The following is a 27,000-nucleotide window of genomic DNA, read 5'->3' as shown; positions in this document are numbered from 1 at the left end:
TTAAACTTCAACAACCTCTTCTTTTGTTAATGTCACTTGTTTATCTTTAGGTTTGTCCTTAAAGATTGAGCGAATCCACACATAGAACATTGGAATAAAGAACACCCCGAGTAAGGTCGCACTAATTACCCCACCCAATACGCTTGTACCAATGGCGGTTTGGCTACCAGAACCTGCCCCTTTTGCCAAGAATAATGGCACAACACCGATACCAAATGCAAGTGAAGTCATAATAATCGGACGTAGACGTTGGCGAGCCGCCACAGTGACCGAGTCATAGAGGCTGTAGCCTGCATCTTGGCGTTCTTTGGCAAATTCGATAATCAAAATCGCATTTTTGGCGGATAGACCCACCACTGTCAATAGACCGACTTGCAAATAAATATCATTGGCAAAGCCTCGCATACCTGTGAAAATCGCCGCTCCAAGTACGCCCAATGGCACGACTAGCAATACCGCAAACGGAATCGACCAGCTTTCATACAGTGCCGCCAAACATAAGAATACCACCAAAATCGAAATGGCGTAGAGTAGGGGAGCTTGAGCCCCAGATTTTTGTTCTTCTAGCGATAGCCCTGTCCATTCGTAAGTAATGCCTTGAGGGAGCTTGGCAATCATATCTTGCATGGCTTTCATGGCATCGCCTGTGCTTTTGCCCATAGCGGCACTGCCTTGAATATTCATCGAGGCAAGGCTGTTGTAGCGGTTTAGGCTGGGTGAGCCATAACGCCATTCACCTGTGGCAAACGAGCTAAAGGGTACCATCACGCCTTGGTTATTGCGGACATACCATTTGGTAAGGTCGTCTGGGGTGGTACGGCTATCAGCATCACCTTGTAGATAGACCTTTTTGATACGTCCTCTATCCATAAAGTCATTGACGTAGCTACTACCCCAAGCTGTGCTAAGTAAACCATTGATGGTTGTTGAGCTGACGCCCATCGCATTGGCAGCGTCATAGTCTACGTTGATTTTATATTGTGGTGAGTCTTCTAGCCCATTGGGACGCACGCCTGTCACGTCTTTATTTTGACTTGCCATGCCCAGTAGCATATTGCGAGCTTCTAGCAACGCATCATGTCCTAGCCCTGCACCGTCTTGTAGTTGTAAGTTAAAACCAGTCGCTGTACCCAGTTCGGTAATCGCAGGCGGTACGATGGCATACACTTGGGCTTCGTTCATTTGGGTCATAAAATAACCCATCGCTCGCCCTGCCACCGCTTTAGCACTGTTTTTTTCACCGTGGCGTTCTGACCAATCTTTAAGTTTGACAAACGCTAAGCCCATGTTTTGCCCTTGTCCTGCAAAGCTAAAACCATTGATGGTTAACACTGATTCAACATTGGCTTTTTCAGCTTCATGGTAATACGCATTGACTTTATCAAGTACCGCTTGGGTTTGGTCTTGGCTTGCACCAGCAGGCAATTGCACCAGTGTCATCATCACGCCTTGGTCTTCTTCGGGTAAAAATGAACTGGGGATTCGCATAAATAGCAAGCCCATCACCGCAATAATCACGGCATAACCGATGACATACAGCCATTTTAGCTTGATACTTTTACCGACAAAATTTTCATAACCACGGCTTAACTTTTCAAAACCACGGTTAAAGGCGGCAAAAAATCCTGTTTGACCTTCACCATGTTTTTCATGTGATTTTGAGCGTTTTAAAATCGTGGCACATAACGCAGGGGTAAACACCAATGCCACAACCGCCGATAATGTCATACTGGTAATCAGGGTAATGGCAAACTGGCGATAAATCACCCCAGTCGAACCACCAAAAAATGCCATCGGTACAAATACCGCAGATAAAATCAACGCAATACCAATTACGACTTTGCTAATTTCACCCATCGACTGACGAGTAGCATCAACGACCGAGATATTTTGGTCTTCTTCCAAAATCCGCTCGACATTTTCCACCACCACAATCGCATCATCGACCAATAGACCAATCGCCAAGACCATGGCAAACATGGTCAGTACGTTGACACTAAAGCCAAACATATACAGTACCGCAAACGTCCCCAATAACACCACAGGCACGGCAAGGGTCGGAATGATGGTGGCTCGCCAACTTTGTAAAAACAAAAACATCACCACAAATACTAATAAAATCGCCTCGCCCAAGGTTTTGGCGACTTGTTCGATAGATAATTTAACAAATGGCGTGGTGTCATAAGGGACGATGACCTTTAGCCCTTTGGGGAAATTTGGCTGAAGCTGTTTGATACGAGCATCGACTGCTTCACGAGTATCCAACGCATTTGCCCCAGAAGCCAATGATATCCCCATAGCTGCTGAGTCTTTACCGTTGTATCGAGCCACAACGTTATAGTTTTCACTGCCTAGCTCAACGGTTGCCACATCGCCTAGGCGAATTCGTGAGCCATCATTGCTAGATTTTAGTAAAATATTGCGAAACTGCTCTGGTGTTTGTAGATAGCTTTGCACGGTGACAGTGGCATTAATGGCTTGACGTTCATTGTTAGAAGGCTGTTGACCGATTTGTCCTGCCGATACTTGGGCATTTTGAGCTTGTACCGCTTGCACGACATCTTGAGGCATCAAACCATAACTTTGGAGTTTGGCAGGGTCAAGCCAAATTCGCATGGCATAAGGTGAGCCAAACAAATTCACATTGCCCACACCCTCCACACGGCTAATGTGGTCAACCACATTGGCAGAAATATAGTCGGCAATATCGGCACGACTCATGCTACCGTCTTCGGATACAAAGCCCAATACCATCAAAAAGCCACTTGATGATTTATTGACCGTGACCCCAAGGCGTTGCACCATTTCTGGTAATGAACTGGTGGCGGCTTGGAGTTTGTTTTGGACTTGGACTTGAGCGGTATCTGGGTCTGTGCCGTTTTCAAAGGTCAAGGTAATCTGTGCCATACCACTCGATGAACTGGTGGATGACATATACATCAAGCCGTCCAAGCCTTTCATTTGGCGTTCGATGACTTGGGTGACAGAATCTTCGATGGTTTGGGCAGATGCACCGGGGTACATGGCATTGACCGACACCGTGGGCGGTGCAATGCGAGGGTACTGCTCGACAGGGAGTTTAAAAACAGACAACACCCCTGCAAGCATAATCATAATGGCTATCACCCATGCAAAGATAGGGCGGTCGATAAAAAAGCGTGACATAATTCACCTGTATTTGCGATGGGGTTAGGGTTTGGCTGGACTACTGGCAGTTGGATTTGCTGTCACAGCGGTGCTTGCACTGGCATTGGATTTCACCGTTGGCTGATTTTGCACTTGAGTTTGGGCTTGAGCTGGTGGCTGTGCCGATAACGCTCCGTTACTTTCTGGGGTGTAAGGTTTTGCCACGACTTGTTGGTCAGGCTTGACTTTTGCACCACCTGTAATCACTACTTTTTCACCTTGTTGAAGCCCCTCGGTGACAATCCATTGCCCTCTAAACGTGCCATTGGTCTTAATCGGGCGGACTTGGATTTTGCTATTGGCATCGACCAAATTAACGGTCGCATCACCTTTTGGCGTTTGGGTGACCGCTGTGGATGGTAATAGCACGGCGTTATTAATCACACTTTGAATGATTTCACTCGTCACCATCATACCCGGAAGGAGCAAGCCTGCATCATTCCCCACAATCGCACGCAAATTCACCGTACCAGTGGCAGAATCCACTCGAGATTCACGGAACGATAACTGACCGATTTGCGGATAAATCGAACCATCGGGTAGTTTTAATTGTACTTGCACTTTATCAGGGGATTGCATTGAGCCATTGCCCAGTTGTTGGCGGAGGGCAAGCATTTCGGCAGATGATTGGCTCATGTCAATATAAACAGGATTCATCTGTGAAATGGTCAATAGCGTGGTTTGCCCTGCATTTGCCAATGCCCCTATATTCACCGCAGAACGCCCTGTCACACCACTGATGGGGGCTCTGACAATGGTACGATTGACATTGATTTGATTGTTATTAACCGTTTGTTTTGCCCCACGACTGGTTGCTTCGGCTGCATTGATATTGGCTTGAGCCACACCAATTTGGGCTTGGGCATTTTTGACCGCCGCTTGAGCAGTACGCACTTGGGTCACGCCTGCATCATATTCTTGGGCAGAAATGGCATTTGTACCTTTTAGGGTTTGTAAACGATTGAGATTGGCTTGAGCCAATGCCAATTCCGCTTGACGGCTTTCCAAACTTGCCACCGCATTGTTATAATTGGCTTTAGCGGTATTCACGCTTGCTAGGCTTTGCTCCAACTGAGCTTGACTGCCTGCCAATCCTGTCGTGTAATTATCGGCATTAATTTGGAATAACGGCTGACCTTGTTTGACAAAACTGCCCTCACGGAACAGTTGTTTTTCGATAATCCCAGACACCTGTGGTGTGACCACGGCTTCTTGATACGCCACGATTTTACCCGATAATTGCTTGGTTAATGGCACGGCTTGAAACTGCACAGGCAACACATTCACAGTCGGTGGGGGCATATTTTGCATGGCGGCCGCTTGCTCAGCGGCAGGGTCGGATTTATTACAAGCCACTAATAGGCTGGTGCTTACCAATGAGGCTAGCAATAAAACGGGGTATTTCATAAACACCTCTTAAATTTGGGTAACGATACATTTGTTTGGATAGGGTAAATTCAATAAGACAAAACAACCAATATAACAAGGCAAAATCATCATTTAAAATTGTTTACTTATTCGATGGGATGATAAAAATAATTGTTTAGCTGTCTAAAAATTATCACGGTTATATTTTAAATAAAAAACACAGTTAAGTTAAACCAACAATGTGTAACAAAGCGACTGTTTAATAAACTAAATACCCAAAACCGTATGCTTATTTCTTTAAAATTTGTTAAAATTGTAAAAAAACTCCCGTTACTTTGCTAGAGAGTTACACGCAATGGACTTACGCATTATTAAAACCCATGTCGCAATTCGCACGGCGTTTATTGATTTGCTTACCGAGCAAGATTATGACGACATCACGATTCAAGCGATTATCGACAAAGCGTTGGTCAATCGTGCCACTTTTTATAAATACTATCATGGTAAAAGTGACCTTGCGGAACAAATGATTGATGATTTTAAACAAGAAATTAACCAAGTATTTTTAGACCGTCTAAATGCAGAACCCAAATTTTTGCAAGTGATTATGGAAAATCATACCCAAAAAATGTTTGAACATCGCAAGCAAATGTTGGCATTATGGAAGATTCGTACTCGCCGTCACAACTTATATCTAGATATGTTCAATATGGGCAAGCAGAATTTTATTGAGCTTGCCAAAAAACATCCAACCATGAGCCATGTATCAGACGCAACCTTAGACTATCAAGCCACCATGATGTCCACGATTTTTTTGGCAAGTTTTAAGTATTATTTTGAAAAAGATTTGCCACTCCCTACAGGACTGGTCGAGGATTGGCAACAGATGATTGAAGTGACCAAAATTTAATACAAGCGTTGCCCTGCCAACGCAATCAAATCCAACAACCCTTGACGATATTGTGATTCTGGCAAGGTCAACACCGCCTCACGAGCGATGTCACTTTCATCAATCGCCTTTTGACGGCAATAATCCAACGCACCACTTGACTTCACAATCTCAATAATCTCAGCCGTATCCGCCACTTCCCCTGTCTGAATCGCAATGCGTAGTTTCTCATGCACATCGCCAGTCGTCATTGCCAATGCCTTAATCAAAGGCAAAGTTGGCTTGCCCTCAGCGATATCATCACCGACATTTTTGCCCAAAACCGCACTGTCACCTGTAAAATCCAACACATCGTCAATAATCTGAAACGCATTGCCAAAATGCTGTCCAAACTTACCAAACGCCTCATCAAACTCTGGGCGGCTATGCAAAATCGCCACGCCTTGACTTGCCATCATAAATAGCCGTGAAGTCTTGCCGTCAATGATTTTCATATAATCATCTTCGGTGGCTTGTGGGTCATGTTGATGTTGGAGTTGCAACACCTCGCCCTCAGCGATATCGCACGTTCCATCCGAAAATAGTTTGAGTAACGGCAACGAACCAAAATCCACCATCAAATTAAACGAACGAGCAATCAAATAATCCCCTACTAGCACGGCTGTCGGATTGTCCCAAGTCGCATTGGCAGTGGGTTTGCCACGACGCATGCCAGACGCATCAATCACATCATCATGCACTAATGTGGCGGTGTGGAGCATCTCAGTAATCGCTCCCAAGTGCATCGCAGGCTCAAATGGCTTATCCTCACAAATGCGAGAGCATAACAGCGAAATTAGCGGACGCATCCGCTTACCCCCTGCGTCAATCACGTGTTGGCTGACTGCCATGACCAATTTGACTTTGGAGTTTAGGCTACCAAAAACTTGTTTATCCATGGTGTCAAAATCTTGAGCAACAATGGCTTGGATTTGGTTATAGGTAATGGGATTGCTGTTATTGGCTGTCATCTTTGACCCTAACTATCAAAATTTGGCGTGTATTATAAGCCTAATTTGGCAAAAATTGGCATAAACGCATTAAATATATCACAGCCCAAAACCGTGAAGTAGTAAATTTTTGCTAAAGTGATGATTATAAAAAGCATTACCTATCAAAATCATCATGTTTTACATTGAATTTGTATAAAAAAAACCATACAATAGCCATAAATTTATATACAAATACTGGTAAAACCATGACAGCGACCAATTTTAACGTGCGGATTGATGAAGGTCTTAAACACCAAGCCACCGAAGTGTTAGCCAGTTATGGCTTATCACCCACCCAAGCCATCAAAATGTTTTTTAACCAAATCGTCAGCACCAAAGAAATCCCTTTGTCCTTATCCTATCAAAATGACACCGCACAAAACGTGAGCAAAGTACCGACTGCCAAACTCCTCAAAGCCATTGCACAGGCACAAAGTGATGACTTATTAAGTTTTGATAATGTCGATGAGTTGGTAAGGGCGGTCAATGAAAGCCATTAAAACTACCAATGAATTTTTTAAAGACTTGAAAAAACATGGCTTTTCCGCTTCGCTCATTGAAGTGTTAAATTGTTTGAGCAATGACTTACCCTTGCCCGAAAAGTTCAAAGACCATCAATTAAAAGGCAAGCTCAAACAATACCGAGAATGCCATGTCAAACCTGATTTATTGTTAGTGTATGAAGTGTTAGACGATGATATCAAATTGGTTGCACTTGACAGCCATAGCAATTTATTTAAAAATTAAAATTATTGTTGCTAAAAAAGCAAAATACCTTGCATTTTGCCCCAAAAACCTATAGAATTTCGCATTCAAATTTTATCCCTGTGTATCCGTTAAGAAGTGTTGTTAAGGTAACAGCCACGGTGTACGGGTAGTTTTGGAGCAACCAAAATGTATGCAGTAATCAAAAGTGGCGGTAAACAACACCGTGTCGTAAAAGACGAATTTCTTAAAGTTGAGCTTTTAAAAGCTGAAAAAGGCGACACTATCAAAATCGAAGACGTATTGATGATTGTTGACGGTGCTAACATCCAAATCGGTCAACCTGTTGTAAAAGGTGCGGTTGTGACTGCTGAAGTTGTTGAACACGGTCGTGGCGAAAAAGTACGCATCGTAAAACACCGCCGCCGTAAGCATTACCACAAAGAGCAAGGTCATCGTCAATGGTACACTTTGCTAAAAATTACAGCGATTACCGCTTAATTTGCGATTTGACCTAACCTAATTTATCTCGCTAGGAGAAACTGACATGGCACATAAAAAAGCAGCAGGCTCGACTCGTAACGGTCGTGACTCAAACCCAAAAATGTTGGGCGTAAAAGTATTTGGCGGTGAAAAAGTTGTCGCTGGCAACATCATCGTTCGTCAACGTGGTACAGAATTCCACGCTGGTGAAGGCGTAGGCATGGGTCGTGACCATACCCTATTTGCCTTGACTGATGGCGTGGTAAAATTTGCAGTAAAAGGCAAATTCAACCGCCGTTATGTATTTGTTGAAGGCGCGGCTGAATAATTTCAGTTTAACTTCTAACAAAATAAACCCAATAGGCTTGCTTATTGGGTTTTTTGTTGCTTGCCTTTATGTTATTTTGAAACATCATTTTGAAACCTGTTACAATTGTTACAACTCGCCCAATAACCATTGCATGGCTCAACTAGAAGCGTAAGAAAAATTGCGTCACAATACCACTCATCAAATTCATGTATTTGTAGTTATCATTTATTTATCATTATGAGGACAAAACAGATGTCAAATTCAATGAAAAAACTATTAACCCCCACTTTATCAATCGCCATGTTGATGGCTACCCCTGTGATGATGGGGTTACCATCTGCCAGTGCAGTCGCCAAAGCTAGCACCAACCATAACCCATCAGCTGCCAAAAACCTCAATGCTTTATTATCCAATGTCAAAAGCATGACCGCCAACTTTAACCAAAGCACCGTGGGTGGCAAAAATAACCGTAATTTTAGCGGAACAATGGCAGTCCAACGCCCCAATAACTTCCGTTGGCAGATTGATGGTTCAGCGTCACAGTTGGTCGTTGCCAATGGCAGTCGCTTGTGGATTTATGACAAAGACCTTAATCAAGCCACTCGCCAAAGTGTCAATAGTCAAGTAGGCGATACCCCTGCGTTGTTATTGTCAGGCAATCCTAGCACCATCAGTGCAAACTTCAACGTGACTCAGCCCACCGCAGGCAAAAATTATTATGTGCTTTACCCAAAAAATAACAATGGTAGTTTTAAAAGTCTAGGTATTGCCTTTAACAGTGGTAATCCTGTGATGATGGTGCTTAATGACAATTTGGGGCAAGTCACCACCATTAAATATAGCAATATCAAACGTAATACCAGTATTCCAAGCAGTCAGTTTAGCTTTACCCCACCCAAAGGCGTGGATGTGATTGAACAATAATATTTGCTATAGGACTTACGTATTTAACCAAATCGTAGGTTGGGTAGAGCTTGCGATACCCAACAATTTTAATGGTTTATGTTGAGTGCCATTCTTCCACCCAACCTACAAATGGCATTTTTGCGTAAGTCGTATGCTAAAAAGATGTTTCAATTTACATGAAAAGTCACCAAAAACCTTACCCTGTGTAAGGTTTTTTTATGCGAGAAATTTGTGGGTTTTATGGCAAGTTTTTGCCTTGCCCCTAGCATTTTTTTGTTAAAATGAGTAAACTATGCGTGTTTTAGCCAGTTATCAGCAATAATAAGTTACCAAACGCTAGCAATTCATGTCAAGCGAAGGTTTATCCGTGCCAGTATCAAGGCGGTCAAAGGCTTATTGTGTTGACAGCCAAACGCCTACTTTATCATTATCATCATCACAAGGCTGGGACGGCTAATATTGTATTTCTAGTTTCTAGTGTAAACGATTTGGCTGAGTAGAGGCGATGGTTCAATATGAACTTGCCAGCTCACTAAATCACTGATGAGTAGTGTCGGAGCGTTCCTATGATTCCAGCCTTTGATTGGTCAGCGATAGTCTTTATTTTGGCGGCGGTTGGGCTGTGCATTTTTATGTTGGTCGTGCCACGTTTGCTCGGCGGTACATCCAAGGGTTTCCAAAAACAAGAGAACTTCGAGTCAGGTGTGGTCGGTGCAGGGACGGCTCGTATTCGCCTGTCTGCCAAATTCTATATTGTGGCGATTTTCTTTGTGATTTTTGACCTTGAAGCCTTGTACCTATACACCTATGCGGTGTCTGTGAAAGAAGCAGGTTGGATAGGCTTTTTTACCGTGTTGATTTTCGTGGTAGAGCTACTGATTGGGTTATATTATTTGCTAAAACTGGGTGCGTTAAATTGGTCGCCCATTGACCGTAAGCCTAAAGCCCCACGCCTCACACAAGCCCCTGCTGGGTTTAATTTGGCGGATATCACCCGCTTTAATGGTATTGAAGAGTTAGAAGTTGACCCTACAGGCAAAATCCCTGCCCAATTATCTGGGGCAATGAACAAAACCACAAACAAAAATACGTTTAACTAATCCCTAAGCCTTGTGAGCCATGCTGACAGGGTTTTTTGTGATGAGTTTACCGATGACGTTTTAGCGATGTAAGGTTGTAGATTATGAAATACACGTTGACCAAAGCCAATCCTGATGCGGATAGATTCCCCGCTCAGACACGTCAAATCATTGACGAAGAAGAAGTCAATAAAAACGTGGTGATGACACGTCTTGAAGATTTGACCCATAGCCTTGCCAACTGGGGGCGTAAACACTCGCTTTGGCCCTTTAACTTTGGTACGTCTTGCTGTTATGTGGAATATGCCACGACTTTGACAGGTGTGCATGACTTGTCACGTTTTGGGGCAGAGGTGATTCGTGCGTCACCTCGTCAAGCAGATGTGATGATTGTGGCAGGGACGTGTTTTATGAAAATGGCCCCTGTTATTCAGCGTTTGTATGAGCAGATGCTTGAGCCAAAATGGGTCATTTCGATGGGTGCGTGTGCCAATTCTGGCGGTATGTACGATGTGTATTCGGTGGTGCAAGGGGTGGATAAAATTATCCCTGTTGATGTTTATATTCCAGGCTGTCCGCCACGCCCAGAGGCATTGATTCAAGCGATTATGTTATTGCAAGAGCAAGTGACCAAAGAACGCCGTCCGCTGGGTATCCATGTTAAAGACGATGGGATTTATCAGCCGATTATGCAACCTGAGCGTGACCGTAAACAAGCTGACCGTATTGCTGTCAAAAACTTACGTAGTCCAGATAATATTGAGTGATTCGGGTGATATCAAACCTAATAGGTAAGCAGTCGGGGCGTAAAGCCTACGCCCAAACAAATAGACCCAAGCAAATAAATTAGGTATTTGGTTAGATTGATTAGAAATTTTAAACTAATTTCTTGTAATACGGAATAAATGATGAGTATAAATCCCAGTTCTGGAAATCACAGCCATGACTTTAGTATTTTAGAAGTCTTAACGCAAAAAAATCATACGTTTGTGACCCAACAAACCGTTGATGGTACGCCCACCATTTGGGTTGCCAAACAAGATTTACTTGACGTATTGATGACACTTCGCACTGTGCCAAAGCCTTATGTCATGTTGCTAGACCTATCCGCCATTGACGAGCGTTTGCGTCAGCACCGTGACGGTCAGCCTGATAGCGACTTTACCGTGTTTTATCATTTGATGTCGCTTGAGCGTAACAGTGATATCCGTGTCAAAGTTGCCCTCAAAGAAGGCGACCTCAACATTCCTACCGCCACTCGGATTTGGGCAAATGCCAACTGGTATGAGCGTGAAGTGTGGGATATGTTTGGTGTTAAATTTGACGGTCATCCGCACCTCACTCGTATTTTATTGCCAAAATATTGGGAAGGTCACCCACTACGTAAAGAATACGCCTCTCGTGCGACCGAAGTACCACCGTATTACCTTGATAAAGGTAAACAGATGTTTGAGCAGGAAAATCTTCGTTTTATCCCAGAAGAGTGGGGCATGAAACGCTCTGGGCGTGATGAAGATTTTATGTTCCTCAATCTTGGACCAAACCACCCATCGGCTCACGGTGCATTCCGTGTCGTGCTACAGCTCGATGGTGAGGAAGTCATCGACTGTATTCCTGATATCGGCTATCACCACCGTGGGGCAGAAAAAATTGCCGAACGCCAAACTTGGCACTCATTTATCCCTTATACCGACCGTATCGACTATCTTGGCGGTGTGATGAATGAATTGCCGTACATCATGGCAGTGGAAAAATTGGCAGGCATTACCGTGCCAGACCGTGCCAACACCATTCGTATTATGATGAGTGAATTTTTCCGTATTACCAATAACTTGCTGTTTTGGGGAACATTTATCCAAGACGCAGGCGGTATGACCCCTGTATTCTATATGTTTGCCGATCGTCAAAAAGCCTACGATGTCATCGAGGCGGTGACAGGCTATCGGATGCACCCAGCATGGTTTAGGATTGGCGGTACAGCGATGGACTTGCCAAATGGTTGGGAACGCTTGGTAAGAGAGTTCCTTGACTGGATGCCAAAACGTATTGATGAATATTTTAAAGCCACCATGAAAAACAAGGTGCTACAACTGCGTACCCAACAAGTCGCCCAATACGATGCCAAATCGGCATTGGCATGGGGTGTGACAGGGGCAGGTCTGCGTGCCACAGGCGTGGAATATGACTTGCGTAAAGCACGCCCCTATCTTGGCTATGAAAACTTTGATTTTGAAGTGCCAATTGCTTACAATGGCGACGCTTATGACCGCTGTTTGGTCAAAATCGAAGAAATTCGTCAGTCACTGCGTATTATTGAACAATGTCTAAACAATATGCCATCAGGTGCGTATAAAGCTGACCACCCATTGGCAGTGCCACCACCAAAAGACCGTACCTTAAATGACATCGAAACCTTGATTAACCACTTTATCTCGGTATCGTGGGGACCTGTCATGCCAGCAGGCGAAACGTCTATGATGGTCGAGGCAGTAAAAGGGATTACCAATTATACCTTGATTTCTGACCGCTCAACCATGAGCTATCGTACTCGTATTCGCACGCCGACTTTTGCCCATTTACAGCAGATGCCAAGTGTGATTAATGGTAGCCTTGTGTCGGATTTGATTATTTACTTGGCGTCAATTGACGTAGTCATGGCGGATGTGGATAGATAAAAGAGAATTATCATGAAAATAGTAACTGATAAAACGCCAAAGGTTGATATTAATAGCATATTAACCGAAGAAGAAATTCATGAAATCCATGAGTTTATGCACCATTATCCCCAAGCCCGTGCTGCCTCATTGGACGCACTCAAAATTGTGCAACGCCGTAATGGCTGGGTCGATGATGCCCAAGTCAATGCCATTGCCAATATTTTGCAAATTCCTGTGACTGATGTTGAGGGTGTAGCAACTTTTTATAACCGTATCTACCGCTCGCCAGTCGGTCGCCATATCATTATGGTGTGTGATTCAATTGGCTGTTATTTGGTCGGCAGTGAGAGTGTGGGACAAGCGTTTGAGCGTCAGTTGGGCATTAGCTTTGGTCAAACCACCCCTGATAATCGCTTTACCTTATTGCCGATTTGTTGCCTCGGCAACTGCGACAAAGGCACAGCGGTACTCATTGATGAAGACACTTATGGGCCTGTGTTACCAGAAGAAGTCGCTGAGTTATTGGAGCTATATGTATGATGAATTTGACCCGTCAAATCAATAACCGCAAAATTGGTAAATCACCCAGTCAGCTTGGTGAGCAGACCATTCCTATTTATGGCGACAAAGCCACCGCTACCAGTGAAACCAAGCCTCTAACATGGCGTTTGGCACACCATGAATCGGTGCTTGATTTAGCCACTTATGAAAGCTTAAAAGGTTTTGAGGGCTTAAAAATCGCCCTTAGCAAAACCACCAAAGAAGTCGGCAACATGATTAAAGATGCCAACGTGCGTGGGCGTGGGGGTGCAGGCTTTAATGCGGGGTTAAAATGGACGTTTATGACCCCACCAGACGGCGGACCTCGCTATTTGATTTGTAATGCCGATGAGATGGAACCTGGCACATTCAAAGACCGCCTATTGATGGAACGCCTACCGTTTCAGCTCATTGAAGGCATGATTATCTCGGGTTATGCGATTGGGGCGACCGCAGGTTATATCTTTATTCGTGGTGAATATATTGAGGCAGCCAAACGCTTAAACGATGCCCTTGCCGAATGCCGTGCCAATGGCTTATTGGGTGATAATATTCTTGGCTCTGGTTATAGTTTTGATTTGCACGTTCACACAGGGGCAGGGCGTTATATCTGCGGTGAAGAAACCGCATTGATTAACTCGCTTGAGGGTCGCCGTGCCAATCCTCGTACCAAGCCACCATTTCCGCAAATCTCTGGAGCATGGGGTCGCCCAACCGTGGTGAATAATGTTGAATCACTCAACAATATGCCAGCGATTATGCTACATGGCGTGGAGTGGTATAAAGGGCTTGCTCAAGGCAAATCCGAAAACCCCGGTACGAAAATCATGGGCTGTTCTGGCTTGGTGAATGAACCCGGTTTATGGGAATTGCCATTTGGTACGACTGCTCGTGAGATTATTTTTGATTATGCCAAAGGTATGAAAGATGGTCGTAAACTTAAAGCGTGGCTACCTGGGGGTGCGTCAACTGACTTTTTGACCGCCAGTGATGAGCATTTGGATTTACCGATGGATTTTGAACCCATCATGAAAGCAGGTAGCCGTCTAGGCACTTGTTTGATTATGGTCGTTGACGAACAGCAAGACATGGTGGCGTTACAGTTGAATTTGCAAAAATTCTTTGCTCGTGAATCTTGTGGTTGGTGTACGCCTTGCCGTGATGGCTTGCCGTGGGCGGTCAAATGTTTAACCGCATTGAATGAAGGGCAAGGTCAACAGGTCGATATTGATGTATTGCAACAATTGACCAAAGATTTATGGCTGGGTAAAACCTTCTGTGCTCATGCCCCAGGGGCGATGGAACCCTTAATGAGTGCGTTAAAATATTTTAAACCAGAATTTGAAGCCAAATTAGCCAGTCAAGCGGTTGTTGAGAAATTATCGCCAACAGGCGTTCCTTCTCACAGTAGCACTACTCATACTAGCAACAATAGTGGGAAGGTGGAAGTTTATCAACCTGTCAAAACAGCCACTGGGCAAGCGTAAGGAATTAACATGGCAATTATTCATATAGACGGAAAAGATGTTGAAGTCGATGGTGCGGATAACTTGCTCCAAGCCTGTTTGTCTTTGGGTATCGACATTCCGTATTTTTGCTACCACCCAGCGTTAGGCTCGGTGGGGTCATGCCGTCAATGTGCGGTCAAGCAATACAATAACAAAGAAGATTATGAAGCAGGGCGTGGACGTTTGGTCATGTCGTGTATGGTCAATCCTACCCCTGATATGTATATTTCAGTGACAGATGCCGAAGTCAAAAACTTCCGCAAAAGTTTGGTCGAATTTTTGATGACCAACCATCCGCATGACTGTCCGACTTGTGAAGAGGGCGGTCATTGTCATCTACAAGACATGACTTATATGTCAGGGCATAACCGTCGCCGTTATCGCTTTACCAAACGTACCCACCAAAACCAAGATTTGGGGGCGTTTATCAACCATGAGATGAACCGTTGTATCGCCTGTTATCGCTGTGTACGTTATTATAAAGACTACGCAGGGGGCGAGGATTTGGGCGTGTATGCGTCTGCCAGCCGTGTGTATTTTGGGCGTGATAAAGACGGTCAATTGGAAAGCGAATTTTCTGGTAACTTGACCGAAGTTTGTCCAACTGGGGTATTTACTGATAAAACCCACTCTGACCGCTACAATCGCAAATGGGATATGCAGTATGCACCTAGCATTTGTCATGGCTGTTCGACAGGTTGTAATATCTCGGCAGGTGAGCGTTATGGTGAACTTCGCCGTATCGAAAATCGCTTTAATGGTGATGTTAATGCGTATTTCTTGTGTGACCGTGGGCGTTTTGGTTATGGGTATGTCAACCGTGCTGACCGTCCGATTCAAGCCCTTGAAACCATTAATGGTAAACAATCGCCTGTGAGTGTCGATTATGCCATTGATGCGGTGAAAGCCCGTTTACAAGGCAAAAAAATCGTGGGCATTGGTTCACCAGTCGCTAGCCTTGAATCTAACTTTGCCCTCAAACGCTTGGTCGGTGCAGAAAACTTTAGCATTGGCGTGAGTAAGGCACAAAAAGACTTGGTGCAAAAGTGCATTGATGTGTTAACCACCGAAGATGTAGTGACACCAACCTTGCGTGATATCGAAAAACATGATGCGGTTTTGATTTTGGGTGAAGATATTACCCAAACCAGTCCTCGTGTTGCGTTGGCGGTACGTCAAGCTGCCAAAAACAAAGCCAAGGCGATGGCAGATGCCCTAAAAACCCAAGATTGGTTGGCAGAGCCAGTGGCACGCATTGGACAAAAAGACTACAGCCCCATTTTTATCATTGATGTCAAAGATACTCGTCTTGATGATATTGCCGAAGTCAGTTGTGTGGCGACCCCAGACGATATCGCTCAATTGGGCTTTGCCATTGCCGAGCAGTTGGGCGGACTTAGCACCAATCAATTACCCAAAGACTTAGTGATTGATAGTAGCGATAACAGCGATATGCAAGCCTTTGCCAAACATATCGCCCAAACTTTGCTAAAAGCCACCAATCCGCTGATTATTTCAGGCACAGCGTTGGGTAGCACCGCCATCATTGAATCGGCAGCTCAAATTGCCAATGCCATTCAGCCAAAACGTGGCGATGTGATGACTTATGAAAAAGGCATTGTCGATACGCATAATGTCGCAGTGGATGCTGAAATTGCCAAGATTGATGAAGAGCAAGCACAGCTAAAACAAACCATGGACGAGGCTCAATTTGCCGAACAAGCCAAACAAGTCAAACGCCCACAACGGATGCAAATGACCAAAGGCTATACCGATAAAGCCAGTTTGTATTTGACTGTCCCAAATGCCAATAGCATTGGTGTCAATCTATTGGGTGGTTTGGGTATTGATGAACTGGCGAATCAAGCGAGCGATGCCGATGTGGTGGTGGTGATGGAAAATGACATTGCCAGTCGTTTGACCCAAGCCCAATTTGCCCAATTAACCGCCAATAAAGCCGTGATTGTGCTAGACCATGAGCATTATGCGTGGCACGCCCAAGCCGATGTGGTGCTACCTGTGGCAACTTTTGCCGAGGCTGACGGTACATTGGTATCTGCTGAAGGTCGAGCCCAGCGGTTCTTCCAAGTGTATGACCCTGTGTATTACCGCCCACAAAGTATGGTAAAAGAGAGCTGGCGTTGGTTACACGCTGTTGAGTCAGAACTCAATGGTCGTGCGATTGACTGGACACAGCTTGACGATGTGGTGACTGCGGTTGCCAATACCCACCCTGTGCTAGAAGCCATTACCGAAGCTGCCCCAAGTGCTGATTATCGCATTACAGGGCTAAAAATTGCTCGTGAGCCACGCCGTTATTCTGGTCGTACCGCCATGCGAGCCCCGATTTCGGTGCATGAGCCAGAGCAACCCAAAGATATTGACACAGGTTTGACTTTCTCACAAGAAGGTTATGTCGGTACACAGACTGATTCTGCGATGATTCCGTTTGCATGGTCAGCAGGGTGGAACTCACCACAAGCTTGGAATAAATACCAAGACAAAGTAGGCGGACACCTAAAACACGGTGACCCCGGTGTGCGTTTATTTGACCGTATGACCCGTTTGCCAAAACGTGATTATGTCACCCCAACCGTGACACCTGCCAGTAACCAACTTGTACCGATTTATAATATTTTTGCCAGTGATGCGTTGACCGCTCGCAGTGAGGTGATGCAGTCACAACTGATTGCCCCTGTGTTTAGCGTATCGGCTGACGATGCACAAGCGTGGCAATTACAACAAGGCGATGCGATTACGGTAACGGTGAATGATGCACAAGCGACCTTGCCTGTACAAATCGTTGATTATTTGGCAGAAAACTGTATTGGTTATCCAGTCGGTCAAGTGCCTGCATTGATGGGTGCATTGGCTCAAACTAACTTTACCGTGGATGTTAAAAAAGCCAATTCATCGTCAATCAACCCAACGACCCACACCACCACGCCAACTGAGGGGGTATAATGGAACACGCTATTCGAGAAATGCCTCAGCTACCTGCTTGGTTAGCAGGGATGATGTCGCCAGAAGTTTGGTCAATGCTATTTTTGGCAGTCCAGTCTATCGTTATCTTTTTGGCAGTGGTGATTTTTGCTGCCTTGATGATTCCTTACGAACGCCGTATGTTGGCGTTATGGCAAGACCGTTATGGCCCAAACCGTGTCGGTTGGGAAGGTTCGCTCCAAGTGGCAGCCGATATGCTCAAAATCTTCTTTAAAGAAGACTGGACACCCAAATTTGCGGATAAATTTATCTTTGTGTTAGCCCCTGCGATTTCGTTATTTACTGCGTTGGCAGCCTATATCATCGTGCCTGTATCACCATCATTGGGTGGGGCAGATTGGAACATTGGTATTTTGTTCTTTTTTGCGATGGCAGGTTTGGCAGTGTATGCGGTGATGTTTGGCGGTTGGGCATCTGCCAATAAATATGCGTTGTTAGGTGGCTTGCGTTCGGCAGCCCAAACCATTAGTTATGAAGTGTTTTTAGGTTTATCATTAATGGGTGTGGTGGCATTGGCTGGCTCATTTAATTTACGTGATATCGTGTATTCACAAGCAGGCGGTTTTTGGCATTGGAATATCTTTGGTCAGTTATTCGGCTTTTTGACTTTTATGGTGGCAGGTGTGGCGGTGACGCACCGTTTCCCATTTGACCAACCAGAAGCCGAACAAGAACTTGCTGAGGGTTATCATGTTGAGTATTCAGGCATGAAGTTTGGTATGTTCTTTGTGGGTGAGTATGTCAATATTGTGTTGGTGTCATCGCTGATTACTGTGTTGTTTTTTGGTGGGTGGTTACCATTATTTGATGGTTTGAGTTTTATTCCACCAATTTTTTGGTTTATGCTAAAAACATTGTTCTTTATGACCATGTTTGTACTAGCTCGTGGGGCGTTGATGCGTCCTCGTTATGACCAAGTGATGAATTTTGGTTGGAAAATTTGTTTGCCGATTACGCTCATTAATCTATTGGGTACGGCTGCCTTTGTCCTATGGCGAAGCAATGGTCTAGGCTAAGTGATAGAATAAGGGGTGGAGAAGAACCTATGTACTTAGATATGGTAAAAAATACGATAACGGGCTTTGGTACAATCATGCGTACTTTGGTGATGGTGGCAAGCCATGCCACTCGCAAGCGTGATACGATTTTGTATCCAGAGCAAGCAGTGCCTGTACCGCCTCGTTTTCGTGGACGTATTGTGCTAACTCGTGACCCAGATGGTGATGAGCGTTGTGTGGCGTGTAACCTGTGTGCGGTGGCTTGTCCTGTCGGCTGTATTAGTTTGCAAAAAGCCGAGCGAGAAGATGGGCGTTGGTATCCAGAATTTTTCCGCATTAATTTTTCACGTTGTATCTTTTGTGGTATGTGTGAAGAAGCCTGTCCGACCACGGCGATTCAGATGACCCCAGATTTTGAATTGGGTGAATATAACCGCCAAAATTTGGTGTATGAAAAAGAGCATTTATTAATTTCAGGGCCAGGTAAATTTCCTGATTATAATTACTATCGTGTGACAGGTATGGCGATTAAAGATAAACCTAAAGGGACGGCTCAAAATGAGTCAGCACCGATTGATTTACGGAGCTTATTGCCATGATAACTGGGTCAGTGATTGGGTTTTATTTATTGTCAGTGGTGGCTATTATTGCCAGTTTGCGTGTGATTACCAGAGATAATCCTGTGCATGCTTTGCTCAATATGATTGTCACTTTGTTGGCATTATCTGGGGTATTTTTTGCCATTGGAGCACCCTTTGCAGGGGCATTAGAAATTATCGTCTACGCAGGGGCAATCATGGTATTGTTCGTGTTTGTGGTGATGATGCTCAATTTAGGCACACAAAATGTGTTGATGGAGCGTGGTTGGTTAACGTCATCAGCATGGGCTGTGCCAACAGGTTTGGCATTTATCACTGGGTTGATTGTGGTGAGCCTTATTGGCATGAATCATAATGACCAAGCTGGGGTAATGCCTGCTTATATTGGTGGTGAAACTGTGTCTGCTAAGATGATTGGGGCAAAATTATTCACAGAATATTTGTTATTGGTTGAGATTGCAGGCTTTTTATTGTTAGCAGGTTTGGTGGCCGCCTATCATTTGGCAAGAAAAGCCATTGATGATGAAAATGATAGTCATAATAGTGTGATGGGTAATGTAACTGCCCCTGCTATCAATAATGTGATTGATACGCCAGTAGGAGCGACAGTTGAGTTACGCCAAGTTCAGGAGGAGAAGGCATAATGGGACACTTTCCATTAGAGCATGTGCCATTAGAGCATGGTCTTATCTTGTCAGCGATTTTATTTGCCATCGGTTTTTGTGGTGTGATGGTAAGACGCAATTTTTTATTTATGCTGATGAGCCTTGAGATTATGATGAATGCTGCTGCCCTTGCCTTTGTGGTGGCAGGTAGCCGTTGGGTCAATCCTGATGGGCAAATTATGTTTATTTTGGTGCTAACTTTGGCGGCTGCCGAGGTGGCGATTGGGTTGGCTATTCTTTTGCAGTTTTATCATAAGCGTGGTCATTTAGATGTGGATACGGCAAACGAGATGAAAGGGTGAAATAAAAATGAGTATGTTACCTTTAACGTTTATCCTGCCACTATTAGGGTTTATTATCCTAGCGACCTTGCGTGATAAACTAAGCGAAAATGTGGCGACCATTGTCGGCGTGGGTAGTATGGGTTTGTCAGCATTATGTGCCTTGGTGGCAGGTAGTGCATTTTTGACCAGCCACCCAGCAGGGGCTTTGGTACATTATCCGCTATGGACATGGATGCAAGTCGGTAGTTTTGCACCCAAATTTGGCTTGGCTCTCGATGGGTTAGGCGTGACCATGATGGGCGTGATTACTGGGGTGGGCTTTTTGATTCACCTGTTTGCGTCATGGTATATGCGTGGTGAAGTTGGCTTTGCCCGTTTTTTTAGTTATATGAATTTATTCGTTGCCAGTATGTTGTTATTGGTATTGGCGGATAACTTGGTGCTATTGTACCTTGGTTGGGAAGGGGTAGGGATTTGTTCTTACCTATTGATTGGTTTTTATTACCATGAACGTGCCAACGGTCGAGCAGCCATGAAAGCTTTTACCGTGACTCGTGTGGGTGATGTGTTTTTGGCATTTGGTTTGTTTTTATTATTCTGTGAGTTGGGTACGCTCAATATTAGTGATATCAATGCCAACGTGGGGCAAATGCTCACTTCGGCAGGTTCTACGGTGAAGATTTTTGGTAGTTATTATCCAACCATTAATATCGCTGCCGTGATGTTGGTGTTGGGTGCGATGGGTAAATCGGCTCAGATTCCGTTACATTCTTGGCTTGCCGATGCAATGGCAGGCCCAACGCCTGTTTCTGCGTTGATTCACGCTGCTACGATGGTGACCGCTGGGGTTTATTTAATCGCTCGTTTACACCCTGTATTTTTATTGACCCCTGATGTATTAATCAGTTGGGTGGGTGTTGTGGGTGCAACGACTTTGTTGGTGGCTGGTTTCTGTGCGTTGGCACAAACTGACATCAAGCGTATTTTAGCGTATTCCACCATGAGCCAAATCGGCTATATGTTTTTGGCATTGGGCGTAGGGGCTTGGAAAATTGCGATTTTCCATTTGATGACCCATGCGTTCTTTAAAGCCTTGTTATTCTTGTCATCAGGTGCGGTGATTCTTAGTGTTCATCACGAACAAAATATCTTTAAAATGGGTGGTTTACGCAAAACTATTCCCCTCGTATTTTGGTGTTTTGTGATTGGTGGCGGTGCGTTGGCAGCGATTCCTTGGGTAACGGTCGGTTTTTATTCTAAAGACGCAATTATTTGGGAAACCTTTGCCACAGGTCATATCTATCTATTTTATATGGCAGTGTTTGGGGCATTCTTGACTTCGATTTATACCTTCCGTTTGATTTGGTTTACTTTCTTTGGTGAAGAAAAAACCCATGCTCACAAATTGACAGGTTTGTCATATCAAATTCCTTTGGTTGTGTTGTTGGTGTTATCGACCGCTGTGGGTGCGATGCTTGTACCACCATTGGCAGGCGTATTGCCAGATAGTCATGGGGTATTGCTTGAAAAAGCAGGCGAAGCACACGGCAAGCACACGGCAGAGTTTATTGCGATGGGTGCGATGTTGGCTGGTTTTGCGGTGGCAGGCTTCTTGTATGTATTGAATAAAGGGGCGATTTTGACCCAGTTTAAACAGTCAAGTATTGGTCGTGCGATGTATTACTGGTGCTATAACGGTTTAGGTTTTGATGCCTTGTATGATATCGTGTTTGTTAAGCCATTCTTATTGATTGGTGGTTTGCTAAAATCTGATCCAGTGGATAAAACGTGGGGTATCTTGCCTGCATTTGCAGTGGTAGGTAATCGTATTGCCAGTTATTTCCAGTCAGGTTCGCTACGAGGGTATGCTGCTAGCTTTGGTGTTGGTATGGCAGTGTTGTTGGTGTTGGTAATGATGATGATAGGGAAGTAATAGTTATGCAAAATAATCTCTTATTACCCGCCTTGGTTTTTTTGCCTATCATTGCAGGGTTTCTGTGTTGGTTGGTAGAAAAGGTTGATGAACGCTTGCCAAGATGGATTGCTTTTATTGGTATGTTTATCACCTTTATGCTGACGGTGGTAATGTGGCATCAAGGTTCGTTTGTAGGTGCGGCGAATAGTCTAATTTCACCTTCGACCAAACCCACATGGTTTGCTGAGTTCCAATTACCTTGGATTGATACCTTGGGTGTGAGCTTCCATTTGGCGATTGATGGGTTGTCATTACTGATGGTGGCTTTGACGGCTTTCTTAGGTATGATGGCAGTGGCGTGTTCATGGGGTGAGATTACTCGCCGTGTGGGTTTTTTCCATCTTAACTTATTATGGAGTTTGGGTGGGGTCATCGGTGTATTTTTAGCCATTGATATGTTTTTGTTCTTTTTCTTTTGGGAAATGATGCTTGTTCCGATTTATTTCTTGATTGCAATTTGGGGACATAACGCCACAGGTGGCAAAACCAAAGAATACGCAGCGACTAAGTTCTTTATTTATACCCAAGCCTCAGGCTTAATCATGCTGATTGGTATTTTGATTTTGGTGATGATTAATGCGTCTTATACAGGCAAAATGACCTTTAGTTATATGGAGCTATTGGGGACTGATTTGGGTAAATGGCAATATCCAATTATGTTGATGTTCTTTATCGGTTTTGCGGTTAAATTGCCTATTTTCCCATTGCATGGCTGGTTACCAGATGCCCACGCCCAAGCCCCAACCGCAGGTTCGGTGGATTTGGCAGGTATTTTGATTAAAACAGCCGCTTATGGTTTATTACGCTTTGTGTTGCCATTGTTTCCAGAAGCGTCAGCCCAGTTTGCACCGATTGCAATTATGTTGGGTGGTATTGGTATTTTTTATGGGGCGTGGTTGGCATTTATGCAAAATGACATCAAGCGTCTATTGGCTTATACAAGTATTTCGCATATGGGCTTTGTGGTGTTGGCGATTTATGCAGGCACGTTGATGAGTTTCCAAGGTTTGATGATTCAAATGCTGGCTCATGGTTTAAGTTCAGCGGCGTTATTTATTATGAGTGGTCAGTTGTATGAACGCTTACATACCCGTGATTTGACGTTGATGGGTGGTATGTGGGGACAAATGCGTTATTACCCACCGCTATTGATGTTCTTTAGTGCTGCCTTGATGGGGATTCCCGGTACAGGTAACTTTATTGGTGAGTTCTTAATTTTATTGGGTTCGTTTAAATCACATCCTGTAGTGGTGGTATTGGCGACCTTTAGTTTGGTATGGGCAGGTTTGTACGCTTTGATTATGATTTACCGTGCATTGTTTGGCGAAAAAACTGCCACGATTGAAAAGGTATCACCGTTGCGTGATATCAATGTACGTGAAGCGTCAATTTTGTTAGTGTTAGCGTTTGGTTTGTTATGGTTGGGTCTATATCCACAGTCATTCTTGGATACTTCTGACCATAGTATGCAGTGGATTGAGCAAGCGTATCATCAGCTCAATGTTGCCCCTGTATCACAAGAGCCATTTGCGTATATGGAGGTCAAATAATGAATGCAGTAATGCCGTTAAGTAGCAATATGCTCATGCCATTTGCCCCCATGTTGATTTTATCATTGACAGTGGTGGTGGTGATGATTGCCATTGCGGTCAAACGCTCAAATATGGTAGCAGGTACGCTCAGTGTTGTCGGTTTGAATGTGGCGTTGTTGGTACTGATTGCCCAAATGTTGGGGTATTTTTCACCCAGTCAAGGGTTTGTTAGTTCCTTGTTTGTGGTGGATGGTTTTGCCCAGTTTAATATGTTGGTGATTTTGGTGAGTTCATTGGCATGTTTTACGTTGGCGTATGGCTATATCGAAGGCTATGATGATACCCGAGAAGAGCTGTATTTGTTGATGTTGATTGCCACGCTTGGGGCGTTGTTTATGGTCTGTAGCGACCATTTGGCTTCGTTCTTTGTGAGTCTTGAGCTATTGTCTGTGCCGATGTATGGTATGTTGGCGTATACTTATGCCAGAGGCAAATCGTTGGAAGCAGGGCTGAAATATTTGGTGCTATCTGCGACCGCTTCTGCCACGATGTTGATGGGTATGGCGTTGATTTATTCAGCGACAGGTTCTTTGGCGTTCCGTGGTATCGGTATGGGTGTGGTGACTGGCATACAGCAAGCCTTTAGCCAACCAATGGTGGTGGTCGGTTCTGCCTTGATGGTATTTGGGGTCGCCTTTAAACTATCGGCTGTGCCATTTCATACATGGACTTCGGATGTGTATCAAGGTGCACCAGCACCTGTGGCGACTTTTTTAGGTAGTGTTGCCAAAGTTGCTATGTTGGCGTTGGGCTTACGTTTCTTATTGACCACTGCCACGCTTGCCTTACCTGCGATTAATGCGGTGATTGTGGTGATTGCGAGTTTATCCATGATTGTGGGTAACTTATTGGCATTACGTCAAACCAATGTCAAACGTATGCTAGCTTATTCTTCAATCGCCCATTTGGGTTATGTATTGGCAATCATTAGCAGTGTAAAAGACCAATCGGTCGGTTTTGCGAGCCTCTATATGGCGGTGTATGCTTTGACGACAGTCGGTGCATTTGGTGTGGTGACTATTATGTCTAGCCCTTACAAACGTCATGGTGAAGCCGAGCATATTGACCATTACCGTGGGATTTTTTGGCAACGCCCAATTCTAACCGCAGTATTGACCGTGATGTTATTGTCATTGGCAGGGATTCCGTTAACTGCTGGTTTTATCAGCAAATTCTTTGCGATTTTTGCGATGGTATCAGCACAAAGCTGGTGGTTGGTGGCAATGGTTATTTTAGGTAGTGCGATTAGTTTGTATTATTATTTGCACTTGATGGTAACCTTGTTCAAACGTCCTCAAGATAAGCCAGCTTACGATGCAGTGAATCACTGGGGTATCCAAGCAGGTGGTATTATGGTGATGTTGGTGACGCTTGCTGTGTTATACTTGGGTATTTTCCCAGATGGATTGGCTAAAATATTGACTTTGGTAAAAATTTATTAATCGTATTTAGCTACCATTTAGTGTGAAAAAAATGTATCTTAACCACCATTAAGATACATTTTTTTTTGGTTTAAAATAAGGTCAAATGATGTCAGATATCACCGCAGTTAGCGTAGAAGTATTGGCTGTAAAGCAATGGGCGGATACGTTATTTAGTTTTCGTGTGACTCGTCCACAAGGGCTTAAGTTCACCGCAGGGCAGTTTGTGCGGTTGGGTATGAAGCCCAGTGAATTGCAACATTTTGCTGAGGTTTGCATGAACGAATCGGTCAGTGATGAACTGATTTTTCGAGCGTATTCGGTGGTGTCATCGCCCTATGATGAGTTTGTTGAGTTTTTTTCGGTGGTGATTCCAGATGGGGCATTGACGGCGAAATTGCAATATTTGCAGGTGGGCGACCACTTATATTTGAATACCACGCCATTTGGATTTTTGACGTTAGCACGTTATCAAGCTCCTTTGCCCAAAGACCTTTGGTTACTGGCGACAGGGACAGGGCTTGCCCCATTTTTGTCTATTCTCAAAACCCTTGAGGTATGGGAGCAGTATCGTGAAATTGTGTTGGTATATAGTGCTAGAACTTGCCAAGAATTAGCCTATCTTGATGAAATCCACACGCTACAAGCCACCTATAGCGAGGCAAACGGTGCAAATTTTCGCTTTATACCTATTATCACTCGTGAGCCAAATTTTGCAGGTTTGACGGAACGGTTGCCTGTGTTAATTGCTAATGGTCAGTTGGAGCAAGAGGCAGGACTGACATTTGACCCTGCGTCCAGTCATATCATGTTGTGTGGTAATCCACAGATGGTGGAGGACACCAAAGAGGCTCTAAAAGCGAGGGGATTAACCATGAACCGCCGAGGCGAGGGGAATATTGCGGTGGAAAATTATTGGTGATTCGGATTATCCGCTTCGCTAATGAGTTGTTGCGAACCGCCAAGATTCAAGACCTCAGCGATGTTGGCATTGGCTTTGAGCAGTAGTTGTTTTTCGACCAATAGCCCATGATTGACTTGCACTTTATTGAGCGTGGACATGATTTTTTCGCTCTTTTTTAACCAACGTCCGATGTCCAAATATAAAACGTCTTCTTTTTGGCGTACCAAGTTAATTTTACCCAAAATTAACCCCAAAGGGTCACGTTTTAACACTCGATGAAAACCCCAAATGGCGGTATTAATGGCTTGGGTTTTGAGGTAGGAATTGGTATATAGGCTTAATACTTCGGTATCGCCCAGTTGGTTAAATACAAAGCGTTGGCGATGGCGGTCGAGTTGGACGTGTACCAAACCGAGATTGACCGCCAGTTTGGCAAAAATCCCTTGGTAATTGACTGTGGCATACAGACGCAACCAACCATTGTGTAATTCTAAATGCAGGTCAAGCAATTGTTTGACATTATTGACCACAAAGCGGGTCAAGGCTTGATTAACTTGGGCTTCACTGGCAGGGATGAAAAATTCTTGTTGCACCCCATCTTCCAGTTTATCATACAGATATTGTGCTTTTTGTAAGGACGCAGTAGAAAATTGCCGAACATACGGTTGCAAAAATTCAAGCATCTGATGGGCGTGGGTGGTCACAGGCAATTCTCTTTAATTGGTTGGTTATTTGGTTATAATTAGCTGATTATAGGGTATAAAAAGGCAGAAATAAATGTTTTAGTCGTTGCATTTTTTGGTAAAATCGTTGGTTTAGTCTATTATGGTAAAATTGTATAAACTTTCATAGACGAGTTGTTGTAAAATAGTGTGTTTGCCAAGTAATTAGGTGTGA

The 27,000-nt window shown here is 44.3% G+C and carries 24 protein-coding genes; 20 read left to right on the top strand and 4 right to left on the bottom strand.

Annotated elements, in window-relative coordinates; translation table 11 throughout:
* Together ACK1U4_RS07805 and ACK1U4_RS07800 are read right to left on the bottom strand one after the other, a co-directional pair.
* Positions 1 to 3,165 (bottom strand): efflux RND transporter permease subunit, encoded by a 3,165-nt coding sequence (locus ACK1U4_RS07805; RefSeq protein ID WP_419400665.1) that lies wholly within the window; start codon positions 3,163 to 3,165, stop codon positions 1 to 3.
* 24 nt (positions 3,166 to 3,189) lie between these two features.
* On the bottom strand, positions 3,190 to 4,593 hold the full coding sequence (locus ACK1U4_RS07800) for an efflux RND transporter periplasmic adaptor subunit (RefSeq protein ID WP_419400664.1): 1,404 nt from the start codon (positions 4,591 to 4,593) through the stop codon (positions 3,190 to 3,192).
* A 316-nt stretch (positions 4,594 to 4,909) separates the two neighbouring features.
* Here ACK1U4_RS07800 and ACK1U4_RS07795 point away from each other — a divergent pair, with 316 nt between their 5' ends.
* Positions 4,910 to 5,464, top strand: coding sequence for a TetR/AcrR family transcriptional regulator (locus ACK1U4_RS07795; RefSeq protein WP_419400663.1), 555 nt, complete (start codon positions 4,910 to 4,912; stop codon positions 5,462 to 5,464).
* Here ACK1U4_RS07795 and ACK1U4_RS07790 read toward each other — a convergent pair.
* Positions 5,461 to 6,453: a polyprenyl synthetase family protein gene (locus ACK1U4_RS07790; protein ID WP_419400662.1), complete on the bottom strand. Its 993-nt coding sequence runs from the start codon at positions 6,451 to 6,453 to the stop codon at positions 5,461 to 5,463. The genes ACK1U4_RS07795 and ACK1U4_RS07790 overlap by 4 nt on opposite strands.
* Before the next feature lie 227 nt (positions 6,454 to 6,680).
* On the opposite strand from ACK1U4_RS07790, the gene ACK1U4_RS07785 reads away from it, so the two are divergent.
* From ACK1U4_RS07785 to ACK1U4_RS07695, 19 genes are all read left to right on the top strand, one after another.
* Positions 6,681 to 6,974: a type II toxin-antitoxin system RelB/DinJ family antitoxin gene (locus ACK1U4_RS07785; protein ID WP_419400661.1), complete on the top strand. Its 294-nt coding sequence runs from the start codon at positions 6,681 to 6,683 to the stop codon at positions 6,972 to 6,974.
* Positions 6,961 to 7,221: a type II toxin-antitoxin system YafQ family toxin gene (locus tag ACK1U4_RS07780; protein ID WP_419400660.1), complete on the top strand. Its 261-nt coding sequence runs from the start codon at positions 6,961 to 6,963 to the stop codon at positions 7,219 to 7,221. Before ACK1U4_RS07785 ends, ACK1U4_RS07780 begins: the two co-directional genes overlap by 14 nt.
* Before the next feature lie 147 nt (positions 7,222 to 7,368).
* On the top strand, positions 7,369 to 7,680 hold the full coding sequence (gene rplU, locus ACK1U4_RS07775; protein WP_419400659.1) for a 50S ribosomal protein L21: 312 nt from the start codon (positions 7,369 to 7,371) through the stop codon (positions 7,678 to 7,680).
* 46 nt (positions 7,681 to 7,726) lie between these two features.
* Positions 7,727 to 7,990 carry a 50S ribosomal protein L27 gene (rpmA, locus tag ACK1U4_RS07770; protein WP_419400658.1) on the top strand — a complete coding sequence of 88 codons (264 nt, stop codon included), beginning with the start codon at positions 7,727 to 7,729 and terminating at the stop codon, positions 7,988 to 7,990.
* 234 nt (positions 7,991 to 8,224) lie between these two features.
* On the top strand, positions 8,225 to 8,896 hold the full coding sequence (gene lolA / locus ACK1U4_RS07765; protein ID WP_419400657.1) for an outer membrane lipoprotein chaperone LolA: 672 nt from the start codon (positions 8,225 to 8,227) through the stop codon (positions 8,894 to 8,896).
* A 551-nt stretch (positions 8,897 to 9,447) separates the two neighbouring features.
* Complete coding sequence (ndhC, locus tag ACK1U4_RS07760; protein WP_419400699.1) at positions 9,448 to 9,978, top strand: NADH-quinone oxidoreductase subunit A; 531 nt, start codon at positions 9,448 to 9,450, stop codon at positions 9,976 to 9,978.
* An 83-nt stretch (positions 9,979 to 10,061) separates the two neighbouring features.
* Complete coding sequence (locus tag ACK1U4_RS07755; RefSeq protein WP_419400656.1) at positions 10,062 to 10,724, top strand: NuoB/complex I 20 kDa subunit family protein; 663 nt, start codon at positions 10,062 to 10,064, stop codon at positions 10,722 to 10,724.
* Between the two features lie 141 nt (positions 10,725 to 10,865).
* Complete coding sequence (nuoC, locus tag ACK1U4_RS07750) at positions 10,866 to 12,632, top strand: NADH-quinone oxidoreductase subunit C/D (protein ID WP_419400655.1); 1,767 nt, start codon at positions 10,866 to 10,868, stop codon at positions 12,630 to 12,632.
* A 12-nt stretch (positions 12,633 to 12,644) separates the two neighbouring features.
* Positions 12,645 to 13,154 (top strand): NADH-quinone oxidoreductase subunit NuoE, encoded by a 510-nt coding sequence (gene nuoE / locus ACK1U4_RS07745; RefSeq protein WP_419400654.1) that lies wholly within the window; start codon positions 12,645 to 12,647, stop codon positions 13,152 to 13,154.
* Complete coding sequence (gene nuoF, locus ACK1U4_RS07740; protein WP_419400698.1) at positions 13,154 to 14,641, top strand: NADH-quinone oxidoreductase subunit NuoF; 1,488 nt, start codon at positions 13,154 to 13,156, stop codon at positions 14,639 to 14,641. The genes nuoE and nuoF overlap by 1 nt, the downstream gene beginning before the upstream one ends.
* A 9-nt stretch (positions 14,642 to 14,650) precedes the next feature.
* Positions 14,651 to 17,626 (top strand): NADH-quinone oxidoreductase subunit NuoG, encoded by a 2,976-nt coding sequence (gene nuoG, locus ACK1U4_RS07735; protein WP_419400653.1) that lies wholly within the window; start codon positions 14,651 to 14,653, stop codon positions 17,624 to 17,626.
* 20 nt (positions 17,627 to 17,646) lie between these two features.
* Complete coding sequence (gene nuoH, locus ACK1U4_RS07730; protein WP_419400697.1) at positions 17,647 to 18,681, top strand: NADH-quinone oxidoreductase subunit NuoH; 1,035 nt, start codon at positions 17,647 to 17,649, stop codon at positions 18,679 to 18,681.
* Positions 18,682 to 18,710: 29 nt separating this feature from the next.
* Complete coding sequence (nuoI, locus tag ACK1U4_RS07725) at positions 18,711 to 19,262, top strand: NADH-quinone oxidoreductase subunit NuoI (RefSeq protein WP_419400652.1); 552 nt, start codon at positions 18,711 to 18,713, stop codon at positions 19,260 to 19,262.
* Positions 19,259 to 19,906 (top strand): NADH-quinone oxidoreductase subunit J, encoded by a 648-nt coding sequence (gene nuoJ / locus ACK1U4_RS07720; RefSeq protein ID WP_419400651.1) that lies wholly within the window; start codon positions 19,259 to 19,261, stop codon positions 19,904 to 19,906. Before nuoI ends, nuoJ begins: the two co-directional genes overlap by 4 nt.
* Positions 19,906 to 20,229 (top strand): NADH-quinone oxidoreductase subunit NuoK, encoded by a 324-nt coding sequence (gene nuoK / locus ACK1U4_RS07715; protein WP_419400650.1) that lies wholly within the window; start codon positions 19,906 to 19,908, stop codon positions 20,227 to 20,229. Before nuoJ ends, nuoK begins: the two co-directional genes overlap by 1 nt.
* 7 nt (positions 20,230 to 20,236) lie before the next feature.
* Positions 20,237 to 22,144, top strand: a complete 1,908-nt coding sequence (gene nuoL, locus ACK1U4_RS07710) for an NADH-quinone oxidoreductase subunit L (protein ID WP_419400649.1) — start codon at positions 20,237 to 20,239, stop codon at positions 22,142 to 22,144.
* Between the two features lie 5 nt (positions 22,145 to 22,149).
* On the top strand, positions 22,150 to 23,736 hold the full coding sequence (gene nuoM / locus ACK1U4_RS07705; protein ID WP_419400648.1) for an NADH-quinone oxidoreductase subunit M: 1,587 nt from the start codon (positions 22,150 to 22,152) through the stop codon (positions 23,734 to 23,736).
* Complete coding sequence (nuoN, locus tag ACK1U4_RS07700; protein WP_419400647.1) at positions 23,736 to 25,220, top strand: NADH-quinone oxidoreductase subunit NuoN; 1,485 nt, start codon at positions 23,736 to 23,738, stop codon at positions 25,218 to 25,220. The genes nuoM and nuoN overlap by 1 nt, the downstream gene beginning before the upstream one ends.
* Positions 25,221 to 25,308: 88 nt before the next feature.
* Positions 25,309 to 26,121 carry a ferredoxin--NADP reductase gene (locus tag ACK1U4_RS07695; protein WP_419400646.1) on the top strand — a complete coding sequence of 271 codons (813 nt, stop codon included), beginning with the start codon at positions 25,309 to 25,311 and terminating at the stop codon, positions 26,119 to 26,121.
* On the opposite strand, the gene ACK1U4_RS07690 is transcribed toward ACK1U4_RS07695, so the two are convergent.
* On the bottom strand, positions 26,112 to 26,807 hold the full coding sequence (locus tag ACK1U4_RS07690) for a hypothetical protein (RefSeq protein WP_419400645.1): 696 nt from the start codon (positions 26,805 to 26,807) through the stop codon (positions 26,112 to 26,114). The two genes, ACK1U4_RS07695 and ACK1U4_RS07690, sit on opposite strands and share 10 nt — an antisense overlap.
* Positions 26,808 to 27,000 lie beyond the last annotated feature (193 nt).

This window comes from Moraxella sp. TY6 (genome assembly GCF_048551375.1).
Taxonomy (GTDB): domain Bacteria; phylum Pseudomonadota; class Gammaproteobacteria; order Pseudomonadales; family Moraxellaceae; genus Faucicola.
The sequence above is the reverse complement of the archived record's forward strand: the minus strand, read 5'-3'. Positions and strand labels throughout refer to the sequence as shown.

Excerpts from the sequence above, each read along its gene's own strand:
- ACK1U4_RS07805 (WP_419400665.1), bottom strand. The coding sequence starts at position 3,165 with ATGTCACGCTTTTTTATCGACCGCCCTATCTTTGCATGGGTGATAGCC.
- ACK1U4_RS07800 (WP_419400664.1), bottom strand. The coding sequence starts at position 4,593 with ATGAAATACCCCGTTTTATTGCTAGCCTCATTGGTAAGCACCAGCCTA.
- ACK1U4_RS07795 (WP_419400663.1), top strand. The coding sequence starts at position 4,910 with ATGGACTTACGCATTATTAAAACCCATGTCGCAATTCGCACGGCGTTT.
- ACK1U4_RS07790 (WP_419400662.1), bottom strand. The coding sequence starts at position 6,453 with ATGACAGCCAATAACAGCAATCCCATTACCTATAACCAAATCCAAGCC.
- ACK1U4_RS07785 (WP_419400661.1), top strand. The coding sequence starts at position 6,681 with ATGACAGCGACCAATTTTAACGTGCGGATTGATGAAGGTCTTAAACAC.
- ACK1U4_RS07780 (WP_419400660.1), top strand. The coding sequence starts at position 6,961 with ATGAAAGCCATTAAAACTACCAATGAATTTTTTAAAGACTTGAAAAAA.
- rplU (WP_419400659.1), top strand. The coding sequence starts at position 7,369 with ATGTATGCAGTAATCAAAAGTGGCGGTAAACAACACCGTGTCGTAAAA.
- rpmA (WP_419400658.1), top strand. The coding sequence starts at position 7,727 with ATGGCACATAAAAAAGCAGCAGGCTCGACTCGTAACGGTCGTGACTCA.
- lolA (WP_419400657.1), top strand. The coding sequence starts at position 8,225 with ATGTCAAATTCAATGAAAAAACTATTAACCCCCACTTTATCAATCGCC.
- ACK1U4_RS07755 (WP_419400656.1), top strand. The coding sequence starts at position 10,062 with ATGAAATACACGTTGACCAAAGCCAATCCTGATGCGGATAGATTCCCC.
- nuoC (WP_419400655.1), top strand. The coding sequence starts at position 10,866 with ATGAGTATAAATCCCAGTTCTGGAAATCACAGCCATGACTTTAGTATT.
- nuoE (WP_419400654.1), top strand. The coding sequence starts at position 12,645 with ATGAAAATAGTAACTGATAAAACGCCAAAGGTTGATATTAATAGCATA.
- nuoF (WP_419400698.1), top strand. The coding sequence starts at position 13,154 with ATGAATTTGACCCGTCAAATCAATAACCGCAAAATTGGTAAATCACCC.
- nuoG (WP_419400653.1), top strand. The coding sequence starts at position 14,651 with ATGGCAATTATTCATATAGACGGAAAAGATGTTGAAGTCGATGGTGCG.
- nuoH (WP_419400697.1), top strand. The coding sequence starts at position 17,647 with ATGCCTCAGCTACCTGCTTGGTTAGCAGGGATGATGTCGCCAGAAGTT.
- nuoI (WP_419400652.1), top strand. The coding sequence starts at position 18,711 with ATGTACTTAGATATGGTAAAAAATACGATAACGGGCTTTGGTACAATC.
- nuoJ (WP_419400651.1), top strand. The coding sequence starts at position 19,259 with ATGATAACTGGGTCAGTGATTGGGTTTTATTTATTGTCAGTGGTGGCT.
- nuoK (WP_419400650.1), top strand. The coding sequence starts at position 19,906 with ATGGGACACTTTCCATTAGAGCATGTGCCATTAGAGCATGGTCTTATC.
- nuoL (WP_419400649.1), top strand. The coding sequence starts at position 20,237 with ATGAGTATGTTACCTTTAACGTTTATCCTGCCACTATTAGGGTTTATT.
- nuoM (WP_419400648.1), top strand. The coding sequence starts at position 22,150 with ATGCAAAATAATCTCTTATTACCCGCCTTGGTTTTTTTGCCTATCATT.
- nuoN (WP_419400647.1), top strand. The coding sequence starts at position 23,736 with ATGAATGCAGTAATGCCGTTAAGTAGCAATATGCTCATGCCATTTGCC.
- ACK1U4_RS07695 (WP_419400646.1), top strand. The coding sequence starts at position 25,309 with ATGTCAGATATCACCGCAGTTAGCGTAGAAGTATTGGCTGTAAAGCAA.